Below are 25,029 nucleotides of genomic sequence, written 5' to 3' on the forward strand. Positions count from 1 at the left end.
ACTTATTTCAGGACGGGACACCAATAAAAAAAGAGCCTATTACGATAATGTGATAGGCTTTTTTATTAATTAGCTGATTGTAACAACCGCTTTGCAAGGTTGCTATCAGGGTTGTAATGTAAGTCACGGCATTCGCCAGTACTATCCCAGCGGATAGATATATGGAGATACTTTTCTAATTCATTGCGATTATAATGTTTCTCCAGCATTATTTGCTCGTGACAAAATATTTGAGTATTGGCTTGCTCTGAGTTGATTTTAGTCCAAATATTTTGCTGAGCGATATTGCTCTCTAGTTGATTTAATGTTTGTTCATTTGGATTGGTATAGGTTTTAGATAAAAGAATAAAGCCTTCATATACGCCCTCATTCCTATAAAAGCTACGGCTTTGTTGGTTTAGGTTGTTTGTAATATCATTCATAAGTCTTATCAGCTCTTCTTTACTTGGCTTTTCCCCTTTTACAGGTCTCGGAGTATATAAATCAGGGTTTTGCTTATTAAATTGGTAAACTGAATAGTACTTTAAGCCAATGATAGAGAGTACGAATAACCCTACCAAGGTAACAAAAATGTCTTTTATTCTGGAGCCAATTGTTTTACTTGTAGAGTTCTGAGTAGACATAGTTATTCATCATTTTGGTTTATAACCTCAAATATTTAAAGGACAATATAAATAGTTTTAGTAACCCTAAACTACCTCGCCACAAGCCTTACCACTGGCCCAAGCCCATTGGAAATTGTAGCCACCAAGCCAGCCCGTCACATCAAGTACTTCACCAATAAAATACAGGTTCGGTTGTAGCTTACTCTCAAAGGTTTTTGACGACACCTCATCAGTATTTACGCCACCCCGAGTGACCTCAGCAGTACGATAGCCTTCAGTGCCAGAGGGCTTTATGGTCCAGTTATTTATTTTATCGCCAAGGGTTATTAACGTTTCATCTTTAATATTTGCCAGCTCTTTGTCCTTAAAATCTAACCAGTGCAGGTCTTGTAACGCTAATAGCAGTTTTTTTGGGAAATATTCAGACAAGACGCTACGAATTAGTTGTTTGGGATGCTGAGCTTTGGCCTGTTGTAATAACTCACCGATATCCACATTAGGCACCAAGTTAATATGAATCGCTTCCCCCACCTGCCAGTAATTAGAGAGCTGTAACATCGCCGGGCCTGATAAGCCTCGGTGCGTAAACAACATAGGTCTAGGGAACGAAATCCGTTCATTAAAGGCAATGACATCTAAGCTAATACCGGCTAGTGAAGCAATCATGTCCCCGACTTTATCGGTAAAGGTAAAGGGCACTAATCCGGCTGAGGTAGGGATAATTTGATGCCCGAACTGCTGCGCTACTTCATAGCCAAATCCAGTGGCTCCCATGGTAGGAATAGACAAGCCACCGGTGGCTATAACCAAGGAGTGACAATAAATCGCGCCTTTTGAGGTTTCAACAATAAAGCCTTGTTTATCGTTATCTTGTGGCAAAGACTTAATAGCAATAATATCAGTTTTTAATTGGACTTTAGCGCCAGCTTCAGAGCATTCATCAAGCAATAGGTTTAGGATGTCTTTTGACGAGTCATCACAGAACAGTTGGCCATAATCACGCTCATGATAGGGGACACCATGCTTCTCAACCAGCCCAATAAACTCCCAAGGGTTATAACGGGTTAAGGCTGATTTACAGAAATGGCCGTTCTCACCGATAAAATTCTCAGGCTCCACCACATAATTGGTAAAGTTACAGCGTCCGCCACCAGACATCAGAATTTTTTTCCCTGCTTTATTGGCATGATCAACGACCAATACCGAACGACCTCTTTGAGCTGCTGTCATTGCACAGTATAAGCCTGACGCTCCAGCCCCTATAATAAGCACATCAACGCTAGACTTAGCTGAGGAGGTAAGTGAGCTTGTGCTTAAGTCTTTGCCACAAGGCTTAATTGAAGAGGTATTAGAGTCAGAATGAGGGGCAGAATTTTGGGTCATGAAATCAGCTTTTGTAAAAATAATTGGGGATGAATGAGTGGCTCAATAAGCCCTTAGTTCAGGCATTTAATAATGGAAAAACAAGAATGAAATAGGCTAATAGAATCATTGTCAGAATTAAAAAATCATAACTTTTTTAGGAGTTTACACCAAATAGTAGTTTACAACTGTATCAAAATCTAGTAAAACTATGAGGGTACTACAGTCATAGGGAAAGGACTGAGTGAACGCATAGCATCTTCTATTAGATGAGGTTTATTTAGACTTCTAAGCACGATCACGGGCTATGGTCTTAATTAAACCCTTTCACATATTCTCTACGGTATTTAATCTACCCCTCTTTGTCTTCTTCCCTATCCTATTTTATCATGATAACAGCCCAGAATTTCTTTGCTGTTATGGTTATCAGTGACTACTGGTGATTTCCAGGATGGATTCACATTAAAAAAAGGACTTTATATTATGAAAAAATTTCCAACCAGCTCTGAATTTGCAGCACAAGCCAATACCAACCCAGAAAAATATGCCCAGTTATATCAACAGTCTATTGAATCTGATGAAAGCAATGAGGCTTTTTGGGCCAAGCGGGCGGAGTTGGTTGATTGGATAAAAAAACCCACAAAAATTAAAGACATTAATTACGATCTTGATGATTTTAGAATCAAATGGTTTGAGGATGGTGAATTAAACGTTTCAGTCAACTGTTTAGACCGTCATTTGGTCGATAATCCTTATAAGCCAGCCATTATCTGGGAAGGGGATCACCCTTCACTACACAAAATTATCTCTTTCAAAGAGCTGCACTCAGAAGTGTGCCGCTTGGGTAACGCCATGCGCAAGATGGGCGTAGGTAAGGGTGATCGAGTAGCGCTGTATCTGCCCATGGTGCCAGAAGCCGTCGTCTCTATGTTGGCATGTGCTCGTATTGGGGCAGTGCATACGGTAGTATTTGGTGGCTTCTCAGCCGAAAGTTTGGCCAGTCGTATTGTCGACAGTCAGGCAAAACTGGTCATCACTGCTGATGAAGGGGTGCGCGGCAACCGATACAGCCCACTGAAAACCAATGTAGATAGAGCTCTGGATGTTGATGGCACCGAGTGTGTCGAGAAGGTCATTGTGGTACACCGCACCGGTAACTCAGTGCCTATGAGTGGTCGACGCGATGTTTGGTATCATACAGTTATTGATAACTCTAATGAGGACTGTCCTCCTGAGACCATGAATGCTGAAGATCCGTTGTTTTTACTATATACCTCAGGCTCTACCGGTAAGCCAAAAGGGGTGGTTCACAGCACAGGGGGCTATCTAACTTATGCGCTTTCTACCTTTAGAGATGTGTTTGATGTCAAAGAAGATGACGTCTTTTGGTGTACAGCAGATGTGGGCTGGATTACCGGTCACAGCTATGTCACCTATGGTCCACTAGCCAACGGCACTACTACCGTTATGTTTGAAGGAGTTCCGCAGTACCCCACATGGGCCCGTATCGGTCAAATCATTGATAAACATGACGTCAGTATTTTGTACACTGCGCCAACAGCCATTCGGGCAATGATGAAAGAGGGCGATGCTTTTGTTCGTGAGTCAAACCGAGAAAGCCTACGTTTATTAGGCACTGTGGGTGAGCCTATCAACCCTGAAGCTTGGGACTGGTACCACAGCGTTGTAGGGGAAGGACGTTGTCCTATCGTCGATACTTGGTGGCAAACTGAGACAGGCGGTATCTTAATGGCTCCGCTACCTAACTCAGTAGACATGAAGCCAGGGGCCGCCATGAACCCTCTATATGGCATTAAGCCGGTTATCGTAGACTCTGATGGGGTTGAACTGGAGGATGCAGCAGCGGGCAACCTGATTATCAGCGATGGTTGGCCAGGTCAAATGCGAACCATTTACGGCGACCACAAACGCTTCTTAGAGACCTACTATACCACCTATCCTGGTAGCTATTTCACTGGCGACGGGGCTATGCGTGATGAAGACGGTCATTATTGGATTACCGGTCGTGTGGATGATGTATTGAACGTGTCTGGTCACCGTATTGGCACGGCAGAGATTGAGAGTGCCTTGGTTTCGCACCCTGCTGCTGCTGAAACAGCTATTGTGGGTATGCCGCACGAGTTAAAAGGTCAAGGCATCTGTGCTTATGTCATCTTAAGACATGGTGAGGAAGATAGCGAAAGATTACGCGGTGAATTAAATCGCCATGTACGGGCAGAGATTGGACCTATTGCCAACCTAGACGCCATTTATGTTGTGGATGCTTTACCAAAAACTCGGTCAGGGAAGATTATGCGCCGTATCCTGCGTAAGCTAGCAGCAGGCGAGTTTGATGGTCTAGGAGATACCTCAACATTGGCTGAAGCGAGTGTGGTGGATGATTTAATCAAAACCGTAAAGTCCGCTTAGTCTCTTAACTTTTTAACTTTCTAGCTTCTTATCTAAAGGGTGTGGAGCTAGAGGAGTGAAAGTTAACGCCTTAAGTTAAGGTTACAGATGCTTTCACCTCGGTAATAAACTTAAAACCACTGACTTACTGGGTCAGTGGTTTTTTTACACAATTGATAGGTCATAGCCTGTATCATTGGCTTAGAATTTGCCACACATTATCTGCTTGATATTCTTCTTCATCTTAAAAAAATACATTTAACTTATGACTATAAATTACGATACTTCAGTAGGGGCCGATGGCTCAGCGCACGACAGCAATTTAGCAACTCCTTCAGCTGCAGCGACTAAAATTGCTATTATTGGCGCTGGGATGACTGGGCTGATGTCTGCTCACTTATTAGAGCAAGCTTTTGCTAATTGTGGACAGGCACTAGATATCTCCATTTTTGAGAAATCCGCTGGGGTAGGGCGCTTAGCTACTCGTTATAGAAATCCAGATCTCCATAGCGAGCAACAGTGGCAATTTGATTTCGGTGCTCAGTTTTTCACTGCCAAATCAGAGGCTTTCCAAGCTTATTTACAGCCTTGGCTAAAGCAGGGCGTTATTGAGTGTTGGCTTGCTACAACTGCAACAGCGAACGGTTCACAATCAAAGCCAGACATTGAGCTAACCGGACACTGGGGCAATGAACAGCCGCGATATATCAGTAGTCCAAAAATGACCAGTTTTGGTCGAGCTTTGGCGGCTGAGTTAAAGCATACTAAGCTTTATTATAAAACCCGAGTGGCCCCCTTAAGCTCTGATAACTCAGTCAATCAAAACTCACCTGACACAGCAGCTCAGACTACTTTATGGGATGATAAAGGCAATGAGCTAGGTAGGTTTGATTGGGTCGTATGTACCGCACCACAGGCGCAAGCCATCGAGCTTTTCGAGCAAACCGACTTTGCCTTGCTCGATAATCTTAAGCTTCCAAAGATGCTGGCTTGTTATAGCTTGATGTTAGGCTGGGAGCAAGAGTCTACTTTACCTTCAGCTTTGAAAAAGGCCCAGTGGGAAGTGCTCGAGGTTAAGCAGATGAACTCACCCCTTGGCCTTATATTCATTGAGCATCATAAGCCAGGTCGTGAAGCTATCTTGCCCAGTGTTACTATTCATGCCAGCAATGACTGGTCTGAATCAAAGGTAGAGGAAGCGATAGAGGAGGTTCAGCAACAGCTACTGCAAGCCGCACAGCAGTTATTGAGCTGGGAGCATACTACGGCCCCGCAATGGATAGACTGTCATCGTTGGCGTTATGCTGCTACGGCTCAGATAGAAAGTTACAACCCCTCACAAATTAGTTATGTCGATAATAGTAAACAGTGGCTAGTGACGGGCGACTGGTGTGATGAAGGCCGGATAGAAAGCTGTTTTAAAGCCGCAGCGCAAGTGGTAGAGGCAATTGCCACTTAAATAACAAAAAGTGCTTTATAAAAATTAACTCATGATAAATTAAGTTTAAAAAAAGGCGAGGATATTTTAAATATCCTCGCCTTTTTAAGAAGTGTTGATAAATAACAATTATTGGTCTTGATTATGGCGCCACTCGATTAAATCGATAACATCTTGTTTAATACCCGCTTTAAGTGCTTCTAAGCTTTCGTATTTACGTTCGTCATGTAAATGATGTAAGAATCTAACTTGCAATGTCTTGTCATATAAATTACCGGAAAACTCTGGGAAAAAAACCTCAAGACGCCATTCATGAGGCTTATCTACTGAAGGACGGATACCGATATTAGCAGTGCCAAATAAACTATTCGGACGTAGCCCAGCAACGCCAACCTTCCTATCGTTAGCAAGGCTTGAAAAAGCATCTGCAATAACTTCTCCAGCCTCATCTAGTATCACCACGTCTACACCATAAACACCGTGCAGAGCAGGACGGACTCTATTTAATTCGATATTGGCGGTTGGAAAGTCCAAAGTACGGCCGATTTTATCGCCTCCGACGACTTTACCGGTAATCGTATAGTCACGATCGAGTAGGCGGCTGACCGTATTCAGATCACCTTGAGCCAATAGTTCACGAATCCTGGTCGAGCTGATGCGTTCGTCTTTAAGCGACGAGTTCTCCTCAACTCCTGCCGCATGGGTATCGGTAATGGTATGTAGATTGGTAACAGGCAACCCATAATTACGTAAAAACTCACTGTCCCCGGTACGATCATGACCAAACTTAAAGTCATCACCCAACACCAGTGACCTCACATTTAGATGATGAACTAATATGTCTGCAAACTCAGAAGCTGACAAAGAGCGAAAAGCTTCATCAAATTTAGCGATAACAACCGTATCAATGCCAAACTTAGCCAGTAAAGTGAGTTTTTCATCTTGAGAGGTTAAGCGAGCAGGAGCAGATGAAGGGTCAGATTTTAGCTGAGCGAAGTATTCACGCGGCTGAGGCTCAAAGATCATGACCATAGTCTGCAGCTGCTGCTCGCTAGCACTTTGCTGCAGCTGTTTTAACATGGCTTGATGGCCTAAGTGCACCCCATCGAAGTTACCAATGGTTAATACGCTGTCAGCAGTTAGACTACTGTGGCTCTTGCCAGCAAGAATTTTGGTCAAATCTAAAAAAATTGTTTTCATAAAGCCTTATCGATAAGCACAAGGGTAGTTGTCAGCTACTTTAAAAGTAAGTAATAACCAGATAAATCATTAAACCGGTAATTTAGATAAATAGAAAATATAGCACAATAATGCAGATTGCAAATGGCCTTAAAAGGTGATTACTTTATAGATAACTTGTCTTCATTATAATGTAAAATTACAGTCTCTGAGACTCGAAATCAGCTCAATGCCTTGTAATGAGAAAATAACACTATGGTTAGTTCCCTCAACTCAGCTTCTAAAAACGTAACCCCACCTCTAAACCAGCATAAGATTCGTTTGGCTCAACCCTCTGACTTGCCCGATATTGTGAATATTTACAATCAAAGTATCGCTGGTAAAGCCTCGACAGCGGACTTAGAGCCTGTGACCATTGCCGATAGACAGGGCTGGTTTGATGAGCATTTGACTCGGCCCAATCGCCCTATTTATGTGGCGACCAATACTGAAGGTATCATCATGGCATGGGGTAGCTTTAGCGATGTCAAAAATCGGATAGCTTACCATATCAGTAGTGAGATTAGTATTTATGTCGCGGCACAATACCAAGGTTTAGGTTTGGGCAGTTTGTTGCTGCAATGGATGTTAAGTCAAGCACCACAACTGGGCATCCAAAATATCTTGGCGCTTATATTTGGTCATAATAAGCCAAGCCTGGCCTTATTCCAAAAGTTTGACTTTGAGCCTTGGGGAAGATTTCCTAAGGTTTGTGACATGCAAGGTTTCACTGCAGATCTAGTAATACTGGGTAAAGCGTTATAGGCTTCTTATTAAAGACCATAACGCTTTTGGCTAAACCAAGACAGCTTACTGCTTATAAGGATTATCATCCTCGGTAATGATAGGCTCATCTTTATCATGAGACAGGATGCCAAATAGCCCCCCTTTCTTTTTAGATTTATGAGCGGCTTTGTCTGTCTTATTATCTAGGTTAGCACCGGACTTTAGGTCAGCATCAGGAGGGATAGTCGCCTCTTTTCTTTGGTTATCCTCAACCACTTCTGCATCTGGGTCGTAAGCCTCTGCATCAAGGTTGTTATCATCGGGTTTTAACGGGCCACTATTTTTTGCCTGTGTCTTTTTATCAGAGTCATCAAACATAGACTTGTTTGTCTCAACACCTTGACGCGGCAGGCTGTTTTCAAAGATATCAGCAAGAGGAATATCTAACTCATTTTTGGCATGCTGTTCAGTGTCTTTGAAGCGCTGAATTAACAAGCTTAACCAAGGCGTGTCCATATTGGCACTCATATCATCTAACTCATCTTTGATGGGTAGTGGATAGGGAAGAGTGCGGTAAAAATCCCACAAGGTAATATTGTCTAAGTCTCTTTTTAGGACATAATTACCTTTTTCAGTAATGGTAACTAAGTTGCTGTCTAATAGGTAATTGAGATAGGTAAACCACTTAGGCAACTCTTTACGACCTAATACGCTACGTAGCTCCTCTTCACTGGTTGAATTGCCATCTTGATAGCGATCATAAATCAGGTTCAACATGTCTAGTAGGCTTAGTAGTGGGTGACGAGGATAGACCTCTTTGGTCGCAAAGATAGTTAATGTATAGCTTATCTCAACCCCAAGTAAGATTAGGTTCCAAGACAAATAAATCCATAATAGGAAAATAGGTAGGGCAGCAAAGGCACCATAAATCGCTTCATAACTGGTGAAATTACTCATAATGATACCGAATGAGTACTTCAGCAATTCAAAAGTAACCGCCACAAAGACACCGGCTATTGCTGCATTTTTTAAAGGCACTTTGGCTTTGGGAATAAACCAGTACATGCCAATGAAACCTGCGATAGTTATCGCGAACGACACCAATTGAATCCAGAAGTTCCAGTCGATTCCGTAACCGCCAATTTGCTGGTTTAAAAAGCTTAAGCTTTGAACCGTACTTGATACGATAAAAGCTGTCCCCAACACCAATGGACCTAGGGTTATAATGGTCCAGTAGCGAACAATACTTTTTATGCCACCCGAGCGATCTTCTACCCGCCAAATCTCATTAAAAGCACGTTCAATGGTGGTTAAAGTCATGATACTGGTGACGAATAATGCCATGGCACCAATCGCTGTTAAGTTACTCGACTTTTCGGCGAAGCTATCAAGATACTGTGATACTTGTAGCCCTGACTGTGGCAACAGGTTACTATAAATAATATTAGATATTTGATCGCGCACAGATTCTAAAGCCGGTATTGATGACAAAATCATCAATAAAACCGTTAAAATAGGCACGATAGATAATAGCGTGGTGTAAGTCAAAGAGGCCGCTTTTTGTTGGCCGTTGTCGTTAATAAAGTTGCGAATCAAAAAGCGCAGGAAGTTAAACCAAGATTTGTCGTAAAATGGCAGCTTTTTTAACAGGTTTTCCATATTAGAATCGTTGTGTTAGGTTATCGAAAAGTAGAGTGGCTTATTGTATAAAGGTGGCATAGTTTATCAAATATTGATAATCAAAATGTGAAGAAAGTTTGTACCTAACTGATATGATACTGCTAATACACCAATTTCGGACTAAAATTTTTTCAAATTCAGTTTTAAAGCTTCAGCTATGGCAAAATGACTTCATGAAATGATCTACACTGGTTTTAGTGGTTTTCGTTCAGTGCCTATTGCCTTTAAGCTACCTTGTAATAGAAATTTTAAATATTTGGAAGTAACGTTTTATGACAAATGATAATGGCTCTAGCCAATCTATGACAGACAACTATGTGTTGGTATTGTACTACTCACAATATGGGACTACTAAAGAGATGGCCTATGCCATTGCTCAAGGGATCGAGGAGGCAGGTATGACGGCTCGTATCCGTACGGTACCTAAGGTGGCTGCAGAGATTACAGTGGCTAAGCCGGCAATCCCAGATGAAGGCGATTTGTATTGCACCATGTCTGATCTAAAAAATTGTTCAGGTCTTGCCTTAGGCAGCCCCACCCATTTCGGTAATATGGCTGGGTCAATGAAGCATTTTTGGGACAGCACTGTAACCTTATGGCTGGCTGGAAATTTACAAAACAAACCAGCTACTGTCTTTACCAGCACTGGCTCGATGCATGGCGGGCAAGAGACCACCTTACTGACAATGATGATGCCTTTGTTGCACCACGGTATGATGATCTTGGGAGTGCCTTATTCAAATCCTGAGTTAAATCGCACCAATCGTGGAGGTACGCCTTATGGCTCCACTCATGTCAGTGGCAGTGCTCACGACCAACCCATAACCAAAGATGAGCGCAGCTTAGCAATTGCTCAAGGTCGTCGTCTTGCCAGTGCTGCCAAAGCGCTAGCTAATGCTAAGTGGTTGTAATTCATGGCTAAAAGAGAGGTGCTGGACAGAAGTAGTCCAGAGAACGTAACGCTTATTGCTAAGTTACAATCAAGACTAAGAATGAGTTGGCTTGCTTGGCTGGTTTATCGAGGTATCGGATTACCTGTGCTGTTAGGGTCTTTATTGGCGACCCAGCCAGATGTTATCGGAGGTATCGCTTGGCAGCTATTGTGGCTGATTCCAGCGCTTATCGTTACGCCTTGGGTAATAAAAGGGAAGTCGCCTTATGCCTTACTGATGAGTAGCATGCTGACCTTGGTTTACTTGGGTGCCAGCGGCGTTACTTTATTCTCTAGATTTTATGACAGCGGCAGTAGCGTGATGTGGGTTTATGCTATAGATCTGATACTTATTCTGCTTATCAATGTTTGGTTATTTAAATTATTGAAGCGCTTACCGTCCATGAATGGATAGCGATAGGTTATAGCTACTATAATAAAAAACGCCTCACTAGATTTAGTGAGGCGTTTTTTTAGTCATCAATTTAGCAGGACTGTATTATTTTTAGAAAATTAACGGACTTTGGTCAGTTTCATTTCCATTTTCTTGCCATCATTGATTTGAGTCACTTGTACAGGTAAATAATCTAAGCTAGGGGCTAACCAGAAGCTCGTTGAACGGTCATTATCATCATGAATACGGTCAACACGAATGGTATCAAAAGTACCTGCTGGGACTGTAATTTTAGTATTGCCTGCTTTTTTGAAAGGTGTTTTTTCTACTTTGTCTTTTTTGACCATATAGTAGTTACCGGTGAATTTGCCGGTTAATAGGTCTTGTCTGATTTGGGCCTCTAAACTCAAATCATCAAAAGCTCTATTAGGGGCTGATAAGTTCACGGTCTTACCACGGTAAGTACTGGCCACTTTTTTACCAGAATTACTAAACTTCATACTATGGGTATTGCCGATGCCAAATAATTTATAAGCGGTACTGGCACTGCTTGGGATAATATTATTACCACTTAAGCTGAAGGTACTGTTTTGATTCGCTGTAGCCACACCGGCCACTCTGGCATTCACTTTATAGTTCCAAGTGTTGCCTGACTTGGTTAAAGTACGGGTGGCAGTACCTTTATATTTATTTTCAACAGTGAAAGAATAATCCGCAGTAGAAGGGGTTAAAGCTGTTGAAGCCATACCTGCAGTTGAAGCCACTGCGGTTGCCGTTGCTAGACCAACACCTGCCACTAATTTTTTTGCTTTTATATTTTTTAATTTGTTAAACATATTTTTGCCCTTAATTTATTTCTTTTCTTTGAGTTGTTATCAATGGGATACGCCTGTCTTTGATAGAGTCGTCTCTATCTAACTAAGCGAAAACCTATTAAAGCTAACTATACTCTATATATGGTTATACCTTGTTACATTTCCAAGGGCAGTATTGAAGGTGTTTTGTTAGCATTTCTTGCTAAGAGAGTTATAAGGTTATCTAGAGTAAATAATTCAGAAAATAAAAAGACAGCCTAAGCTGCCTTTTATATTAATGTTAATGCAATGGATGTATTGAGCGAATATTAAGCCTAGTGACCGCCACCGTTAATAGTGCGTACCATTTCTTCAACCATTTTTTTGGCATCACCAAAGATCATCATGGTCTTATCTAAATAGAATAGCGGGTTGTCTAGTCCAGCATAACCCGTGCTCATAGAGCGCTTGATTACCATAACCGTTTGCGCTTTTGAGGCCTCAAGAATAGGCATACCAAAGATTGGAGAACCTGGATCATCTTTAGCAGAAGGGTTAACCACGTCGTTGGCACCAATAATTAACACCACATCTGTACTTGGGAAGTCAGAGTTAATCTCATCCATCTCTAAAATGTCATCGTAAGGCACATCTGCTTCAGCAAGCAGTACGTTCATGTGACCTGGCATACGACCCGCAACAGGGTGAATGGCAAAACGAACATTGACGCCTTGTTCCTTCAGCAGCTCATATAATTCTTTTACCGCATTCTGCGCACGGCCTTGGGCCATACCATAACCTGGAACAATAATAACGTCACTGGCGTTGCTCATTAAGAAGCCTGCATCTTCAGCAGAGCCGGACTTATAAGTTTTTGGGGCGCCATCATCGCTACCGGCGACAGCAGCGGTTGACCCCATTCCCCCAAACAATACGTTTAATAATGAGCGGTTCATAGCCTTACACATGATGTAAGATAAAATCGCACCTGATGACCCTACTAGCGAGCCGGCAATAATCAACATTGAGTTGCCTAAGGTGAAACCGATACCTGCTGCTGCCCAACCCGAGAATGAGTTAAGTAGTGACACAACCACCGGCATATCACCGCCACCAATTGGGGCAATCCACATCCAGCCAAATAACACTGCAAATACAGTCATGGCATAGAACGCTGGCATAGATTCAGTAACGAAGTACCAGCCACCGCAAGCAATCATGGCCACAAAAAGGATCAGCTGCAAGGGTTTAACCCAGCCGCCATTGACCGTTTTGGCCCATTTCTTAGCGCCTAATTTACCGAAGGCAAACACTGAAGCGGAGAAAGTAATGGCACCGATAAAGCAACCAATGAACAATTCAACACGAGCAATGGTACTGTGTTCGTGTGTGCTATTAAGTACAGTGGCTAGGGCGATAGCGACCGCAGACAAACCAACGAAAGAGTGCATTAATGCCACAGTTTCCGGCATTTCGGTCATGGCAACGGTTTTCGCTTTCCACATACCGACTAAAGCACCTAAAATCATCGCACCGATGATAAGCCAAAGTACAGGCCCTTCTGCTAAGAAGAAGGTGGTAATTACGGCAATGGCCATGGCAGCCATACCAAAACGGTTACCACGAATGGCCGTTTTTGGGCTAGATAGACCGCGTAAAGTAAGAATAAATAATACAGCGCCTATTAAATAGAACCAATCAGCGTGAGCAGCAATCCAGTTCATTTGAGTTAATTCAGGATTCATGCGTCCCCTCCTTTTTGGTCAGCCGCTGTGTTTACTTTTTTCGCTTTAGGTTTGAACATGGCAAGCATACGCTCAGTTACTGCAAAACCACCAAAAATATTAATGCTGGCTAAAAACACAGCGAAGGCACCCAATAAGCTGGTCACTGAAATGGCATTGCCATCAATATGAACCGTTTGTAGCATCGCACCCACGATAACGATACTTGATAAGGCATTAGTTACCGCCATTAAAGGGGTGTGAAGTGCAGGGGTAACGCCCCAAACAACGTAATAACCCACAAATATGGCCAATACAAAGATGGTAAATATGGCCACGAAAGGGGTAGCACCAGTTACGGCAACGCCCAGTGGTGCGGTTGCTAATAAAGTAGCAAGCATAATCTTCTCCTAAGATCTTTCTGAAATATTCATGTTAGCTTTTTGGATTATTTTTGACAGCGCAGAGGCTTTAGTCGGCAATATTTGCCTGACTTATCAAGCCTTTATCTACGTTGTAAACGCACCTCACCACTATGGGTCACTGCTAAAGCTCCCTGAATTTCATCTTCAAGGTTAATCGTTAAGGCATTGTTGTTGTCTTTATCAAATAAAGTGGTAATAAAATTCACTAAGTTATTGGCATATAAGTCAGAGGACTGTGCCGCTAAGCTTGCTGGAATGTTGGCAGCACCGATGATACGTACGCCATTTTCTGTGACAATGGTTTCTCCAGAGACAGTACCTTCAACGTTACCGCCTGAGCTTGCGGCCATATCGATTAATACTGAGCCGGCTTTCATTTTGTCTAGCGTCGTTTTATGCACCAATCTTGGCGCATTACGACCTGGAATTTGAGCCGTGGTAATAACAATATCTGCATTGGAGACCGCTTTATCGACCACGGCAGCCTGATCTTTCATGTACTGCTCAGAAGGGGTCCAAGCATAGCCGCCTGTTGATTTGGCTTTTTCTTTTTCCTCATCGCTCATCGGTACATCTAACCATTTGCCACCCAACGACTCAACTTGCTCTTTGGCGGCGGGACGTAGGTCACTGGCTTCAACCACAGCGCCCAAACGCTTAGCAGTAGCAATGGCTTGAAGACCAGCCACGCCCACCCCTAAGATAACCACTTTGGCAGGCTTAACTGTACCGGCCGAGGTCATAAACATTGGGAACGGACGGGCATACTCATTGGCTGCCATTAGAACCGCTTTATAACCGGCTAAGTTAGCTTGTGAGGATAGAACATCCATGTTTTGCGCACGAGATAGGGTGCGGGGTAGCAGCTCCATCGCATAGGCAGTTACCCCTTGCTGCGCATAGTTGTCTAACTGATCATTGCGATAAGGGTCAAGCATACCAATGACGATGCTACCGCTAGACAGTTGAGCGATCTGCTCTGCGGTTAAGTTTTGAACCACACAAATAATATTTGCTTGAGACAGTACTTCAGACTCACTGGCAACTTTAGCGCTGGCATTGAGATAAGCAATGTCATCATAATAGGCATGTTGACCTGCACCAGATTCAATAATCACTTCATGACCAAGCTTAATAAGTTTCTTTACTGAGTCGGGCGTAATTGCAACGCGTCCTTCAAATGCCTGCTTGGCTTGGATTGTGCCTATTATCATGTTCGCTCCTAGCTTGATTAATTGATCTAAGTTTTGACTAAATTCACCCGATGCTGTCTAAACATCTAATATTCCGTGGTGAAAACATCTGGTTAATGATATTCAAACTAATGGTTATCAATTTAATAAATGGCTAACCGAATACCATCATGGGAATTTATTATAAGAATATAAATTAAAATAATTCATCGTAGAAATATGACCGACCAGTTAAATTTAATCACAAACTTTAATTTATGTGCTTTGCTAAAGTTAGATGGAAACATAACACAAGGTTATCTATGAATGCGAGAAAAAATTATCAGTGTTTCAAGATAAATTAAAATTAAGTCAGTGATTACAGATTAGTCAGGAAGGGCTTAAACTTGTTAAACTATAACGAGTCAAAGAATGAAACTAAGCCAGAAATAAAATAAATCGAGGATAAAGCGATGTACTTTGTATTGTCTCCAGCCAAAAGTCTAAATGAGAGCGATGAGGTCCCGGTCAATGTGGGAAATTATTATAGTCAGCCCCAGCTGATTGAGCATGCTCAAGAATTGATGAAAATATTGAAGTCTAAAGAGCCTGTAGATTTGCAGGAGCTGATGAGTATCTCTGATGATTTGGCGCAACTAAATGCGCAGCGTAATCAGGACTGGGCTTGGAGTGAGCAAAAACCTTTTGACGAAACTAATGCCAAAGCCGCGGCTTATCTTTTTGACGGAGATGTTTATACCGGTCTTGATGTGTATAACCTAGAGAAAGAGACGGTGATTTATCTTAATGAGCACCTAGGGATTTTGTCAGGATTATATGGGGTATTAAAACCTCTTGATTTAATTCAACCTTACCGCTTAGAGATGGGCACCAAAATGAAGAATGACCGTGGCGATAACCTGTATCAATTTTGGGGGGAGGAAGTCACTGAAGTTATTAATCAAAGAATGAATGAGTCAAGCGAGCAGGGTGAAGACAATGTGTTGATTAACTTGGCTTCCAACGAGTATTTTAAAGCTGTTAAAAAGAAATCACTTAATGCCGAGATCATTACCCCACGGTTTGAAGATGAAAAAAGTGGCAACTATAAAGTGATCAGCTTCTATGCCAAAAAAGCACGGGGTCTTATGGTGAAATATGCTGCGGATAACAAGATAACCAAGGCAGAAGAGTTAAAGAAATTTGATTTGGCCGGTTATTATTATGTGGATGAGCTGTCTGATGACCATAACTGGACTTTTAGACGGGATGAGGGGGACCAGTAACCTGTTGATTAACAGCTTTAAGATTTATAAGCGGTAATTTTTTAAGCTGTACCAAAAGAGCGTGAACAATAAAAAACCCCGATAAGCTATTGCCTATCGGGGTTTTGTTTGCTATTTACACCTTTAGCGTATCATAAGCAACTAAGGGGAAGGGGGATGATTACATCATGCCGCCCATACCACCCATGCCGCCCATACCACCAGCACCCATGCCAGCCATAGCATCATTGTCTTCTGGCTTATCAGTGATCATCGCTTCAGTAGTCAGCATTAGACCTGCCACAGAAGCTGCGTGCTCTAGCGCTGAACGAGATACTTTAGCTGGGTCAAGGATACCCATTTCTAACATATCACCGTATACACCAGTGGCTGCGTTATAACCATAGTTACCAGAACCGTTCTTAACTTCGTTTACAACTACAGAAGCTTCATCACCTGCGTTAGTTACGATTTGACGTAGTGGCGCTTCCATCGCACGGCGTAAAATGTTGATACCTGCGTTTTGGTCGTCGTTATCGCCTTGTAGGTCAGCTAGTGCATTTAAAGCACGAACCATAGCAACACCACCACCAGGTACCACACCTTCTTCTACTGCAGCGCGAGTCGCATGTAGCGCATCGTCAACACGGTCCTTTTTCTCTTTCATAGCGGTTTCAGTAGCAGCACCTACTTTAATTACTGCAACACCACCTGATAGTTTCGCAACACGTTCTTGTAGTTTTTCTTTGTCGTAATCTGAAGTAGATTCTTCGATTTGACGGTTGATAGACTCAACGCGTGCTTCGATATCCGCTTTAGAACCTGCACCATCAACGATAACTGTATTCTCTTTGCCTACAGTTACTTTCTTCGCAGTACCTAAGTGTTCGATAGTTGCGCTCTCTAAGCTTAAGCCTACTTCTTCAGAGATTACCGTACCACCAGTTAAGATAGCGATGTCTTGTAACATAGCTTTACGACGGTCACCGAAACCTGGGGCTTTAACCGCACAAGTTTTCAGACCACCACGCATGTTGTTCACAACTAGAGTAGCTAGTGCTTCGTTCTCAACGTCTTCAGCGATGATTAGTAGCGGCTTGCTTTGCTGCATTACTTGCTCAAGTAAGGGCACGATTTCACGAATGTTGCTGATTTTTTTGTCAACAAGCAAAATGAATGGGTTTTCAAATTCAGCGGTTAAGCTGTCTTGCTTGTTAGCGAAGTAGGGGCTGATGTAGCCACGGTCGAACTGCATACCTTCAACAACTTCTAGTGAATCTTCGAAGCCTGAACCTTCTTCAACAGTGATAACACCTTTTTTGCCCACTCTTTCCATAGCTTCAGAGATTAACTCACCGATTTTGGTATCAGAGTTAGCAGAGATAGATCCTACTTGAGCGATGGCTTTAGAGTCATCAGCTGGAGTAGAGATATTGTGGATTTCTTGCACAGCAGCAGCAACCGCTTTGTCGATACCACGTTTTAGGTCCATTGGGTTCATGCCAGCAGCTACTGATTTCATGCCTTCAACTAAGATGGCTTGAGCCAATACAGTTGCGGTAGTAGTACCGTCACCAGCTACGTCGTTAGTCTTGCTAGCGACTTCACGAACCAGCTGTGCACCCATGTTTTCAAATTTGTTTTCTAGTTCGATTTCTTTGGCAACTGATACACCGTCTTTAGTGATTGCAGGCGCGCCAAAAGATTTGTCGATAACCACGTTACGGCCTTTAGGACCTAAGGTTACTTTAACAGCGTTCGCTAGAATGTTTACGCCGTCCATCATCTGTTTACGAGCGTCAATGCCAAATTTTACGTCTTTAGCCATGAGAATACTCTCCAGTTATTTTAGTTAATGAGTGTTAATTTTTTTTATTAGAGTTGATTTGAACTTTTTGAGCTTATTGGCTTAGCCAATCTATTTTTGTAATAGTGGATTGCCTAAGCCAAAAGAAGATTATTAATCCTTTAGATTAACCTTCTAGGACACCCAATACGTCAGACTCTTTCATAATCAATAGTTCTTCGCCGTCAACTTTTACGGTTTGACCTGCATATTGACCGAATAGGACTTTGTCGCCAACTTTAACGTCTAAAGCACGAACTTCACCATTTTCACGGATTTGACCGTTACCAACAGCCAAGATTTCGCCTTGAGATGGTTTTTCTTGTGCCGAACCTGGTAATAAAATGCCACCGGCAGTTTTTTGTTCTTCTTCCACACGGCGGACAACGATGCGGTCATGTAAAGGGCGAATATTCATTGTTCACTCCATTAAAAATTTAATTAAGTTGATAAAAGGGTACCCATATCACTCAAGAAGGTATTGTTATTTAGCAAAATTTCAAGGGTATTAGATGAAATTCTGCCATGAGCTATGGGGCTGTCCTAAAAATGGGGTTAATGGACTAGATTTTCAACCTTAAACGAGCAAATTTTTTATTAAGTTGACTGACAAGTGGTCAACGGCTGTATAGACTATTGCCTGCGACGAACTTATGCTTTGTGTAAATAGTTTTATTTAACGGGCTATTTAGCCAATAACATCCTTTGAAAATCTGATTTACCCTTGTCTGGAGACTAGTAATGAATATGCTAATTCGCTTCTTTATAGTGATGGCGTTACTAAAACGTGAGCATTCTGAGTCGAATAAAAACTCGGAAAAAAATAAGACCGCGCAGCAAGGGAGCGATAATACTGTAAAAGTTTCCACTGAAGATTTATTCCGTCCTTTTAGTAGAAGTTACCGGGTCTTACCGCATGACATGGGCTTTCGTGATCACTTACCCAATTATCGCTATTTATCTTTTATTGAGATTAACGTGACTGCTTGGCTGTATAAAATTTTGAAGCAAAATGGTTTGGGCGGGCTGAGTCTGGATTGGATCATCTCTATGCAAGAGATGGTTTATCTAAAAGAAATTAAATTCTTAGATAAAATGACGGTGACCAGTGCTTTAGAGGGATGGGATGAGAAGTATGTCTATTTCCAGCATCACTTCTATGTCAAAGATACGTTAATGGCTGTGGGGCTTACTAAGTTTGTTTTATTTAATAAAAAGGGTAAGCAGTTACCCTCATGCATAGGAATGGAAGGGGAGAGCTTGACCGAAGTTATTGAAACTTGGAATGCCAACCAAATGGCGATTAAGTCTCAGTAAAGTTTGGCTTTGATAAAACTGGCTATATACGTGCTTTGATATTTGTTAGCATTGAGGGTATACCAGTTTTAGTTCACGTATTACTAAAAAAATACTTTCATAAAAAGGAAACCACTATGAATCAGAAACTTAAATGGACCGACAGCCTAGATATCGCTATTGAGCTTTATGAAAAGTTTCCAGATACTGACCCACAATACATTCGTTTTACCGATTTGCACCGCTGGGTAACCGAGCTTGAAAACTTTGATGATGATCCAAATCGCTCGAACGAAGGCATCTTGGAAGCCATTCAGATGAATTGGATTGATGAAGCGGATTAACTCAGCTGTATAAAATTTATTTTTATAAAATAAAGTCATTAAAAAGCCAGCTCCTTTATAAGAGGAACTGGCTTTTTTAGGCTGTGAACAAAAGTTTTTTAACCCAACAACAACTCTTCTAGCATGCGCTCATAAATCTGCGCCAATTTACCTATATCATCAATTTCAACACGTTCATCAACTTGGTGGATGGTGGCATTACGTACACCCAGTTCAACCACTTGCGCACCAGTTGGGGCGATAAAGCGGCCGTCTGAAGTGCCGCCCGAAGTGGATAGGGTAGTGTCAATACCCATCACTTCTTTAACCGCTATTTTACAAGCATCAACAAGTTTACCCTCAGCGGTTAAGAACGGATGACCCGACAACTTCCACTCAATCTCATAGGTAGCTTCAGAATCTGCAAAGTGCTTATCTAAGATTTCATGGGTTTTGGCTCTCAATTCTTCTTCTGTGGTTTCAGTCGAGAATCTAAAGTTAAACACCACTTCTACCGTTTCAGGAATCACATTATTGGCGCCGGTGCCACCATTGATATTTGAAATTTGCATAGAGGTAGCCGGGAAAAAGTCGTTACCGCTATCCCATTCGGTATTGGTAAACTCGGCTAATGCTGGCAGGAGAGCATGAATCGGGTTAACCGCCAAATGAGGGTAGGCGACATGACCTTGCTTACCAGTGACCGTAAGTATGCCACCTAACGAGCCACGGCGGCCGTTTTTAATGATATCACCTAAAGTATCGGTACTCGATGGCTCACCGACTAAACAATAAGTGATTTTTTCATCACGAGCTTCTAAAGCTTCGACTACTTTTACCGTACCGTTGATAGAAGGACCTTCTTCATCAGAAGTGATTAGCATGGCAATTGAACCGTTATGATTCGGATGATTTTTGACAAAGTTTTCTGCAGCGATAGTAAAGGCCGCGATACCCGTTTTCATATCGGCAGCACCGCGTCCCCAAAGATAGCCCTCTTTAACAGTCGGCTCAAACGGAGGGATTTTCCAATTATCGACATTACCAGTAGGCACCACATCAGTATGACCAGCGAAGCACACCACAGGATCTTGATTTCCACGTCTGGCCCATAGGTTTTTTACCTGAGCATTTTGACCGCTGACTTGTTTATCACCAAAATACATAAACTCGTGCTCGAACCCAATCGGGCTTAAACGCTCAACCAACACCTCCTGACAGCCTTTATCGAGAGGGGTAACAGAATCTCGGCGCATTAGCTCAATACTAAGCTCTAAGGTTTGTTGTTGATGATTTGACTGGCCTGTAGTGTGGTTAGAACTCATAATTTCCCTTAAATATATGAAATAGAAAATAAATACTGCTAGCGACTGGCTCTCAGAGAACCAATAGGCTCATACTTAATAAAAAGTAACAGCCTTATAACGGCTCTGCAACTATCAAAGCTTCATCACTACGTAGCCAAGTGGCAATGGAGTAGCGTTGACGATGTGCTATCTCGACCTGATGCTGTAAGTTACTGTCGAAAATAACTAATCGATTGGCTTTAGGCAATAATTGGTGGCTTTTATTATGACTGTCTATAATAGAGATTTGACCCCCATCAGCATCTTCCCATTCATCGTTGAGATAAAATACTGCCGAGATTACCCGCTCGTCGCGTCCGATAGGGTTATCAGAATGCCATTTATAGCCAAAACCAGGTGGATAACAGGCGTAATGCGCCTCACTATGCCGAATACCAGCGAATAAAGTTCGGTTTAGGAAAAAAGCCAACTCATTGATACTTTGTAGATAATGATAGCCTGCATAGAAATCTTTGGTAATCCAGCGAATACGGTCTCCACGGATATCAGTCTTACGCACGCCTTCAGTCAGTTTTGCATCACGATAATCGATGAAGCCACTTTCGGCTTGTAAGGCCAATAGCGCTGTTTGAGAATACACATCATCTAGGACGATAAACCCATCATTAATAAGAAGCTCTAAGGCTTTATCATCTATTCTTTGTTCCCACTTTGCTTCAAAATCAGATTGGTCGAGAGTTTTTTGCGTCTCAGTTAAATCAATGTCGATTAAATGACTATGTTGTTGACTAAAAGTAGCATCGGGAGGTAGCTGTTGTAACGCTTGGCGAGCTTGCTCTTTAGAGGTCGCTAAATCTTCTGGAAGTAGCGGAGGAGGAATAGCCGCTGTGATTGGATCTTGGAAATTATAAGAGGTAGGGGTTAAGTTACTTTCAATAGTTGCGATGGTCGTCTTAACGACTTTAGTCATTGGCGGAATCTCTGAGGTTCGTTTTTATAGAGCCCAAGGATGAGCTTATGTAAAACTGACCAGATAGGGTATAAGTTAAAAGTCAGTTTAACAGCAAATTAATGGCAATGTTGGTGCCATAATGGGCTATTAACCATTAATATACTTATTTTAAACCAGCTTATGCTACCATAGAACTAATTTTTGAAAACAAACCTTTCTACACTAAAACAAGCTAACTTATGAATTACAAACACGCCTATCACGCCGGTAATTTCGCCGACGTTGCAAAACACATTTTACTGGTTCAACTGCTTAATCAAATGAGCACTAAGGGCAAACCTTATTACGCGTTAGACGCTTATGGCGGACGCGGTCTTTACTCATTAAGCAGTGAGGAGGCTCGCAAGACGGGCGAGGCCAAAGCAGGTGTGCAAAAGATTTTAGACGCGGATATCTCTGAAGCGCCTGATGCTGTGCGTCAGTATGTTGAGGATATTAAACAGGCGCGTCAAACTTATGACAGACACGTTTATCCCGGCTCTCCTTGGTGGATTGCCAATCATGTTCAACAAAACCCTGAAATTGAAATAAGAGCCGAAGCCTTCGAGTTTAAAAACGCTGAATACGATGCGCTGAACTATCAGCTTTACCAATTGCCTATTGGCATTCATAACCGTGATGCTTTTGAAGGTATTCCTGCGGTTATTCCCCCAGTAGAGCGTCGTGGTGTTATTTTAATTGACCCGCCTTACGAGCAGGAGCATAAAGACTTTACTCGTTTGGTCGAGTTGTTGGTTGCGACGATGACCAAATGGCCACAAGGGGTTTATGCCCTTTGGTTCCCGATTAAAAATATTGAAGCCGTCGAACTTTTTTATAAGAAAATGAAGCGTACAGGGATTCGTAAGCAGCTGTTATGTGAGCTTAATATCTACCCTAATGATGTTGCGGTAGGTCTGAATGGAACAGGTATGCTTATTATTAATCCCCCTTGGAAATTTGATCAGCATGCTCGTGAAATTCTAAATTTCATTCAGCCTTTAATGCGTCCAGAAGATGCTCCTGAATTACCTAAGAGCCAAGCAGTAAGTGTACGCTGGCTAGTAGGCGAGTAACGATTTACCAGGCTACTTGGTATTAAGCAATTCATGTTTAGGTTGTTTATTAACTAAGTGGCTTGGCTTTTGATCAATAAAGGATTTAGTATGAAGCCCACACATCAATCGAGTTCAGAAGCTGTCAGATCAGAGGCAGCACAGCCTGATATATCTACTTCTACACGCCCTACTGATTCGGGTATAGAAGGTTTAGATGCCTTAACATTTGAAGTTGTTGAGCACGAAGTTGCTGATGGTAAACCTGTGGTCAGTCGCGGAGTTTATTTGGCTCCTAACTTGATTACCACACTTTCTTTACTGTCTGGATTTTTCTCAATCCTATCGAGTACTCAAGGCGAGTTTTATAAAGCTTCATTGGCGATATTTTTGTCGGCTATTTTGGATGGGGCCGATGGGCGTGTTGCTCGCATGCTGAATGCACAAAGTCCTTTTGGCGAGCAGTATGACTCTTTGGCAGATCTGCTGGCCTTTGGGGTAGCTCCTGCTATATTAATTTATAGTTTTGCATTACAGCCTTTGGGTAGAGTAGGTATTGGCTGTGCCTTCATATTTACGGCTTGTGCGGCGTTCCGTTTGGCTCGATTTAATGTGCAGATTGGTGAAGTAGATAAGAAATACTTTGTCGGCTTAGCCAGTCCATTAGCGGCTATTTTAGTGACCAGCTCTGTCATGGTCGCTATCGATCACAACCAATGGATAGGCCAGTACGCTGGTCTAGTTATGGTTATCGCTGCTATTTGGGTCGTTATCTGCGGCTTATTAATGGTCAGTAATATTAAATACTATAGCTTTAAAGAGTTTGATAAAAAGAAAGTCCCTTTTGTCGCCCTTATTATTGGTGTATTGGTTATGGCCATTGTGCTTTACGATATTCCAGTGGGTATTTTGGCGATAGGGATTATTTATGCTTTGTCAGGTATATTTACTACCATCAAATCTAAAGTGAGTCATTAATAGTATTTATAACCTACTGCACTAATTTATGAATAAACCTCCCGCTTCTTCCTCTGCAAGAGCTTTATTACAAGCTACTCGTCCTAGAACCTTCCTTTTAGCCATTGCTAGCATTATCTGCGGCAATGGCTTAGCTTTATCACAACTTGCTTCATCTACTTCCATTAGTGGACAGAACCTTGTGGTGTTTGCTCTTACCTTATGGGTAGCGTTGGCGTTACAGATTTTGTCTAATCTGGCCAATGATTATGGAGATGGGGTTAAGGGAACAGATAGTTTTAGAGATGCTAATAGTCCAGAACGTATGACAGCACAAGGATTATTGCAGCCGAGTCAGTTCAAACGTCTAATATTTGGATGGGCATTAATCACCTTTGTTTCAGGGGTAGCCTTAATAGCGATTGGCTTTGATAATCTACGCGACTTTTTAGTCTTTTTAGGTTTCGGAATATTGGCTATTATTGCCGCTATGGCTTATACCATGGGCAAACGACCATATGGTTATCGCGCTATGGGTGAGGTCGCTGTTCTTATATTTTTTGGTTGGCTTGCTGTACTGGGTAGTGCCTATTTGCAAACCGGTCAGTTTCAATCCAGTCATTTGTTGCCAGCAACTGGATGTGGTGGATTGGCAGCCTGCGTCTTATTTGTCAATAATATGCGAGATATTTATAGTGATAAGGAAGCAGGAAAAATAACCCTTGCTGTGTTGCTAGGCAGCAAAAGGATGAGGATGGGTTATGCACTATTAATGCTCTTATCTATCCTATGCTATTTGCTATACGGTGTTGTCTATAACTCTTATAGCTTGTTATGGTTATTGGCCCTGCCTTTAATAGTTAAACACTTAGCATTTATCTATTCTGCAAAGCCAATAGAGACTCCTGGTTTCAGTACGGTTACTGAGAATAGTAGGGTGGATACCGTCTTGATAGGTAGCCAATTAAAAGTAATCGTTAAGTTGACACTTATTATTAACCTGTTATTCGTGCTTGGTATTGGTCTCAGTCATCTGTTTTAAAATGAAGGTCTTAAAATAAATTCAAAAAAATACAAAAGGCGGTTGACAGAAAAAATAAAGGGTCTATAA

23 protein-coding genes are annotated in these 25,029 nt (G+C 42.1%); 11 read left to right on the forward strand and 12 right to left on the reverse strand.

The genetic code is table 11. The features are described 5' to 3' along the window. Nucleotides 1-65 precede the first annotated feature (65 nt). Together B3S92_RS07125 and B3S92_RS07130 are read right to left on the reverse strand one after the other, a co-directional pair. A complete protein-coding gene (locus B3S92_RS07125) occupies nucleotides 66-623 on the reverse strand; it encodes a hypothetical protein (RefSeq protein ID WP_296204300.1) in 558 nt (185 codons plus the stop codon). A 66-nt stretch (nucleotides 624-689) separates the two neighbouring features. Next, nucleotides 690-1,835 (reverse strand): NAD(P)/FAD-dependent oxidoreductase, encoded by a 1,146-nt coding sequence (locus B3S92_RS07130; protein ID WP_414707011.1) that lies wholly within the window; start codon nucleotides 1,833-1,835, stop codon nucleotides 690-692. Between the two features lie 615 nt (nucleotides 1,836-2,450). Between B3S92_RS07130 and acs the strand changes: the two genes are divergently transcribed. Further along, nucleotides 2,451-4,397, forward strand: a complete 1,947-nt coding sequence (gene acs / locus B3S92_RS07135) for an acetate--CoA ligase (protein ID WP_077451202.1) — start codon at nucleotides 2,451-2,453, stop codon at nucleotides 4,395-4,397. A 244-nt stretch (nucleotides 4,398-4,641) separates the two neighbouring features. Next, nucleotides 4,642-5,835, forward strand: a complete 1,194-nt coding sequence (locus tag B3S92_RS07140; RefSeq protein WP_296204304.1) for an NAD(P)/FAD-dependent oxidoreductase — start codon at nucleotides 4,642-4,644, stop codon at nucleotides 5,833-5,835. A 108-nt stretch (nucleotides 5,836-5,943) separates the two neighbouring features. Here the strand turns inward: B3S92_RS07140 and ribF are convergent, their stop codons facing one another. Beyond that, complete coding sequence (ribF, locus tag B3S92_RS07145; RefSeq protein ID WP_296204307.1) at nucleotides 5,944-7,014, reverse strand: riboflavin biosynthesis protein RibF; 1,071 nt, start codon at nucleotides 7,012-7,014, stop codon at nucleotides 5,944-5,946. Nucleotides 7,015-7,248: 234 nt separating this feature from the next. Between ribF and B3S92_RS07150 the strand changes: the two genes are divergently transcribed. After that, nucleotides 7,249-7,797, forward strand: a complete 549-nt coding sequence (locus tag B3S92_RS07150; RefSeq protein ID WP_296204309.1) for a GNAT family N-acetyltransferase — start codon at nucleotides 7,249-7,251, stop codon at nucleotides 7,795-7,797. A 45-nt stretch (nucleotides 7,798-7,842) separates the two neighbouring features. Here the strand turns inward: B3S92_RS07150 and B3S92_RS07155 are convergent, their stop codons facing one another. Then, entirely contained in the window at nucleotides 7,843-9,417 is a 1,575-nt protein-coding gene (locus B3S92_RS07155) for a YihY family inner membrane protein (RefSeq protein WP_296204311.1), read from the reverse strand. Between the two features lie 293 nt (nucleotides 9,418-9,710). Between B3S92_RS07155 and wrbA the strand changes: the two genes are divergently transcribed. After that, complete coding sequence (gene wrbA / locus B3S92_RS07160; protein ID WP_296204313.1) at nucleotides 9,711-10,349, forward strand: NAD(P)H:quinone oxidoreductase; 639 nt, start codon at nucleotides 9,711-9,713, stop codon at nucleotides 10,347-10,349. 3 nt (nucleotides 10,350-10,352) lie between these two features. Continuing rightward, nucleotides 10,353-10,784, forward strand: a complete 432-nt coding sequence (locus tag B3S92_RS07165) for a hypothetical protein (protein ID WP_296204316.1) — start codon at nucleotides 10,353-10,355, stop codon at nucleotides 10,782-10,784. A gap of 98 nt (nucleotides 10,785-10,882) precedes the next feature. Here the strand turns inward: B3S92_RS07165 and B3S92_RS07170 are convergent, their stop codons facing one another. The 4 genes from B3S92_RS07170 to B3S92_RS07185 all read right to left on the reverse strand — a co-directional run bounded on the left by B3S92_RS07170 (nucleotide 10,883) and on the right by B3S92_RS07185 (nucleotide 14,920). Then, nucleotides 10,883-11,599 (reverse strand): DUF3108 domain-containing protein, encoded by a 717-nt coding sequence (locus tag B3S92_RS07170; protein ID WP_296204320.1) that lies wholly within the window; start codon nucleotides 11,597-11,599, stop codon nucleotides 10,883-10,885. Nucleotides 11,600-11,892: 293 nt separating this feature from the next. Beyond that, complete coding sequence (locus tag B3S92_RS07175) at nucleotides 11,893-13,281, reverse strand: NAD(P)(+) transhydrogenase (Re/Si-specific) subunit beta (RefSeq protein WP_296204347.1); 1,389 nt, start codon at nucleotides 13,279-13,281, stop codon at nucleotides 11,893-11,895. 17 nt (nucleotides 13,282-13,298) lie between these two features. Then, the gene (locus B3S92_RS07180; RefSeq protein ID WP_007394003.1) at nucleotides 13,299-13,682 is read right to left on the reverse strand and encodes a proton-translocating transhydrogenase family protein; all 384 of its coding nucleotides are present in this window, start codon (nucleotides 13,680-13,682) and stop codon (nucleotides 13,299-13,301) included. Between the two features lie 104 nt (nucleotides 13,683-13,786). Further along, nucleotides 13,787-14,920, reverse strand: coding sequence for a Re/Si-specific NAD(P)(+) transhydrogenase subunit alpha (locus tag B3S92_RS07185; RefSeq protein ID WP_296204327.1), 1,134 nt, complete (start codon nucleotides 14,918-14,920; stop codon nucleotides 13,787-13,789). 431 nt (nucleotides 14,921-15,351) lie between these two features. Here B3S92_RS07185 and yaaA point away from each other — a divergent pair, with 431 nt between their 5' ends. Then, complete coding sequence (gene yaaA / locus B3S92_RS07190) at nucleotides 15,352-16,164, forward strand: peroxide stress protein YaaA (RefSeq protein ID WP_296204329.1); 813 nt, start codon at nucleotides 15,352-15,354, stop codon at nucleotides 16,162-16,164. A 160-nt stretch (nucleotides 16,165-16,324) separates the two neighbouring features. Here the strand turns inward: yaaA and groL are convergent, their stop codons facing one another. Both groL and B3S92_RS07200 read right to left on the reverse strand, forming a co-directional pair. Next, a complete protein-coding gene (gene groL, locus B3S92_RS07195) occupies nucleotides 16,325-17,971 on the reverse strand; it encodes a chaperonin GroEL (protein ID WP_077451212.1) in 1,647 nt (548 codons plus the stop codon). Nucleotides 17,972-18,116: 145 nt separating this feature from the next. Beyond that, nucleotides 18,117-18,407: a co-chaperone GroES gene (locus B3S92_RS07200; RefSeq protein ID WP_028859774.1), complete on the reverse strand. Its 291-nt coding sequence runs from the start codon at nucleotides 18,405-18,407 to the stop codon at nucleotides 18,117-18,119. A gap of 323 nt (nucleotides 18,408-18,730) precedes the next feature. Between B3S92_RS07200 and B3S92_RS07205 the strand changes: the two genes are divergently transcribed. Beyond that, nucleotides 18,731-19,306, forward strand: coding sequence for an acyl-CoA thioesterase (locus tag B3S92_RS07205; RefSeq protein ID WP_296204335.1), 576 nt, complete (start codon nucleotides 18,731-18,733; stop codon nucleotides 19,304-19,306). A gap of 116 nt (nucleotides 19,307-19,422) precedes the next feature. Then, nucleotides 19,423-19,629, forward strand: a complete 207-nt coding sequence (gene iscX, locus B3S92_RS07210; protein ID WP_077449753.1) for a Fe-S cluster assembly protein IscX — start codon at nucleotides 19,423-19,425, stop codon at nucleotides 19,627-19,629. 98 nt (nucleotides 19,630-19,727) lie between these two features. Here the strand turns inward: iscX and dapE are convergent, their stop codons facing one another. Further along, nucleotides 19,728-20,933: a succinyl-diaminopimelate desuccinylase gene (gene dapE / locus B3S92_RS07215; protein WP_296204339.1), complete on the reverse strand. Its 1,206-nt coding sequence runs from the start codon at nucleotides 20,931-20,933 to the stop codon at nucleotides 19,728-19,730. Nucleotides 20,934-21,027: 94 nt separating this feature from the next. After that, nucleotides 21,028-21,885, reverse strand: a complete 858-nt coding sequence (locus B3S92_RS07220; protein ID WP_296204340.1) for a 2OG-Fe(II) oxygenase — start codon at nucleotides 21,883-21,885, stop codon at nucleotides 21,028-21,030. A gap of 221 nt (nucleotides 21,886-22,106) precedes the next feature. Between B3S92_RS07220 and B3S92_RS07225 the strand changes: the two genes are divergently transcribed. From B3S92_RS07225 to menA, 3 genes are all read left to right on the forward strand, one after another. Beyond that, nucleotides 22,107-22,982 carry a 23S rRNA (adenine(2030)-N(6))-methyltransferase RlmJ gene (locus B3S92_RS07225; protein ID WP_296204342.1) on the forward strand — a complete coding sequence of 292 codons (876 nt, stop codon included), beginning with the start codon at nucleotides 22,107-22,109 and terminating at the stop codon, nucleotides 22,980-22,982. A gap of 90 nt (nucleotides 22,983-23,072) precedes the next feature. After that, a complete protein-coding gene (gene pssA / locus B3S92_RS07230) occupies nucleotides 23,073-23,939 on the forward strand; it encodes a CDP-diacylglycerol--serine O-phosphatidyltransferase (RefSeq protein WP_296204343.1) in 867 nt (288 codons plus the stop codon). Nucleotides 23,940-23,967: 28 nt separating this feature from the next. Next, nucleotides 23,968-24,960, forward strand: a complete 993-nt coding sequence (gene menA, locus B3S92_RS07235) for a 1,4-dihydroxy-2-naphthoate octaprenyltransferase (protein ID WP_296204345.1) — start codon at nucleotides 23,968-23,970, stop codon at nucleotides 24,958-24,960. Nucleotides 24,961-25,029 lie beyond the last annotated feature (69 nt).

Origin of the sequence: Psychrobacter sp. UBA3962, assembly GCF_002385225.1 — a bacterium.
Classification (GTDB): domain Bacteria; phylum Pseudomonadota; class Gammaproteobacteria; order Pseudomonadales; family Moraxellaceae; genus Psychrobacter.

Coding starts and splice junctions, on each gene's coding strand:
- B3S92_RS07220 (WP_296204340.1), bottom strand. CDS start 21,885: ATGACTAAAGTCGTTAAGACGACCATCGCAACTATTGAAAGTAACTTA.
- B3S92_RS07180 (WP_007394003.1), bottom strand. CDS start 13,682: ATGCTTGCTACTTTATTAGCAACCGCACCACTGGGCGTTGCCGTAACT.
- B3S92_RS07225 (WP_296204342.1), top strand. CDS start 22,107: ATGAATTACAAACACGCCTATCACGCCGGTAATTTCGCCGACGTTGCA.
- wrbA (WP_296204313.1), top strand. CDS start 9,711: ATGACAAATGATAATGGCTCTAGCCAATCTATGACAGACAACTATGTG.
- B3S92_RS07165 (WP_296204316.1), top strand. CDS start 10,353: ATGGCTAAAAGAGAGGTGCTGGACAGAAGTAGTCCAGAGAACGTAACG.
- B3S92_RS07155 (WP_296204311.1), bottom strand. CDS start 9,417: ATGGAAAACCTGTTAAAAAAGCTGCCATTTTACGACAAATCTTGGTTT.
- pssA (WP_296204343.1), top strand. CDS start 23,073: ATGAAGCCCACACATCAATCGAGTTCAGAAGCTGTCAGATCAGAGGCA.
- B3S92_RS07125 (WP_296204300.1), bottom strand. CDS start 623: ATGTCTACTCAGAACTCTACAAGTAAAACAATTGGCTCCAGAATAAAA.
- dapE (WP_296204339.1), bottom strand. CDS start 20,933: ATGAGTTCTAACCACACTACAGGCCAGTCAAATCATCAACAACAAACC.
- menA (WP_296204345.1), top strand. CDS start 23,968: ATGAATAAACCTCCCGCTTCTTCCTCTGCAAGAGCTTTATTACAAGCT.
- B3S92_RS07205 (WP_296204335.1), top strand. CDS start 18,731: ATGAATATGCTAATTCGCTTCTTTATAGTGATGGCGTTACTAAAACGT.
- B3S92_RS07150 (WP_296204309.1), top strand. CDS start 7,249: ATGGTTAGTTCCCTCAACTCAGCTTCTAAAAACGTAACCCCACCTCTA.
- iscX (WP_077449753.1), top strand. CDS start 19,423: ATGAATCAGAAACTTAAATGGACCGACAGCCTAGATATCGCTATTGAG.
- ribF (WP_296204307.1), bottom strand. CDS start 7,014: ATGAAAACAATTTTTTTAGATTTGACCAAAATTCTTGCTGGCAAGAGC.
- B3S92_RS07140 (WP_296204304.1), top strand. CDS start 4,642: ATGACTATAAATTACGATACTTCAGTAGGGGCCGATGGCTCAGCGCAC.
- B3S92_RS07200 (WP_028859774.1), bottom strand. CDS start 18,407: ATGAATATTCGCCCTTTACATGACCGCATCGTTGTCCGCCGTGTGGAA.
- B3S92_RS07170 (WP_296204320.1), bottom strand. CDS start 11,599: ATGTTTAACAAATTAAAAAATATAAAAGCAAAAAAATTAGTGGCAGGT.
- acs (WP_077451202.1), top strand. CDS start 2,451: ATGAAAAAATTTCCAACCAGCTCTGAATTTGCAGCACAAGCCAATACC.
- B3S92_RS07130 (WP_414707011.1), bottom strand. CDS start 1,835: ATGACAGCAGCTCAAAGAGGTCGTTCGGTATTGGTCGTTGATCATGCC.
- B3S92_RS07175 (WP_296204347.1), bottom strand. CDS start 13,281: ATGAACTGGATTGCTGCTCACGCTGATTGGTTCTATTTAATAGGCGCT.
- B3S92_RS07185 (WP_296204327.1), bottom strand. CDS start 14,920: ATGATAATAGGCACAATCCAAGCCAAGCAGGCATTTGAAGGACGCGTT.
- groL (WP_077451212.1), bottom strand. CDS start 17,971: ATGGCTAAAGACGTAAAATTTGGCATTGACGCTCGTAAACAGATGATG.
- yaaA (WP_296204329.1), top strand. CDS start 15,352: ATGTACTTTGTATTGTCTCCAGCCAAAAGTCTAAATGAGAGCGATGAG.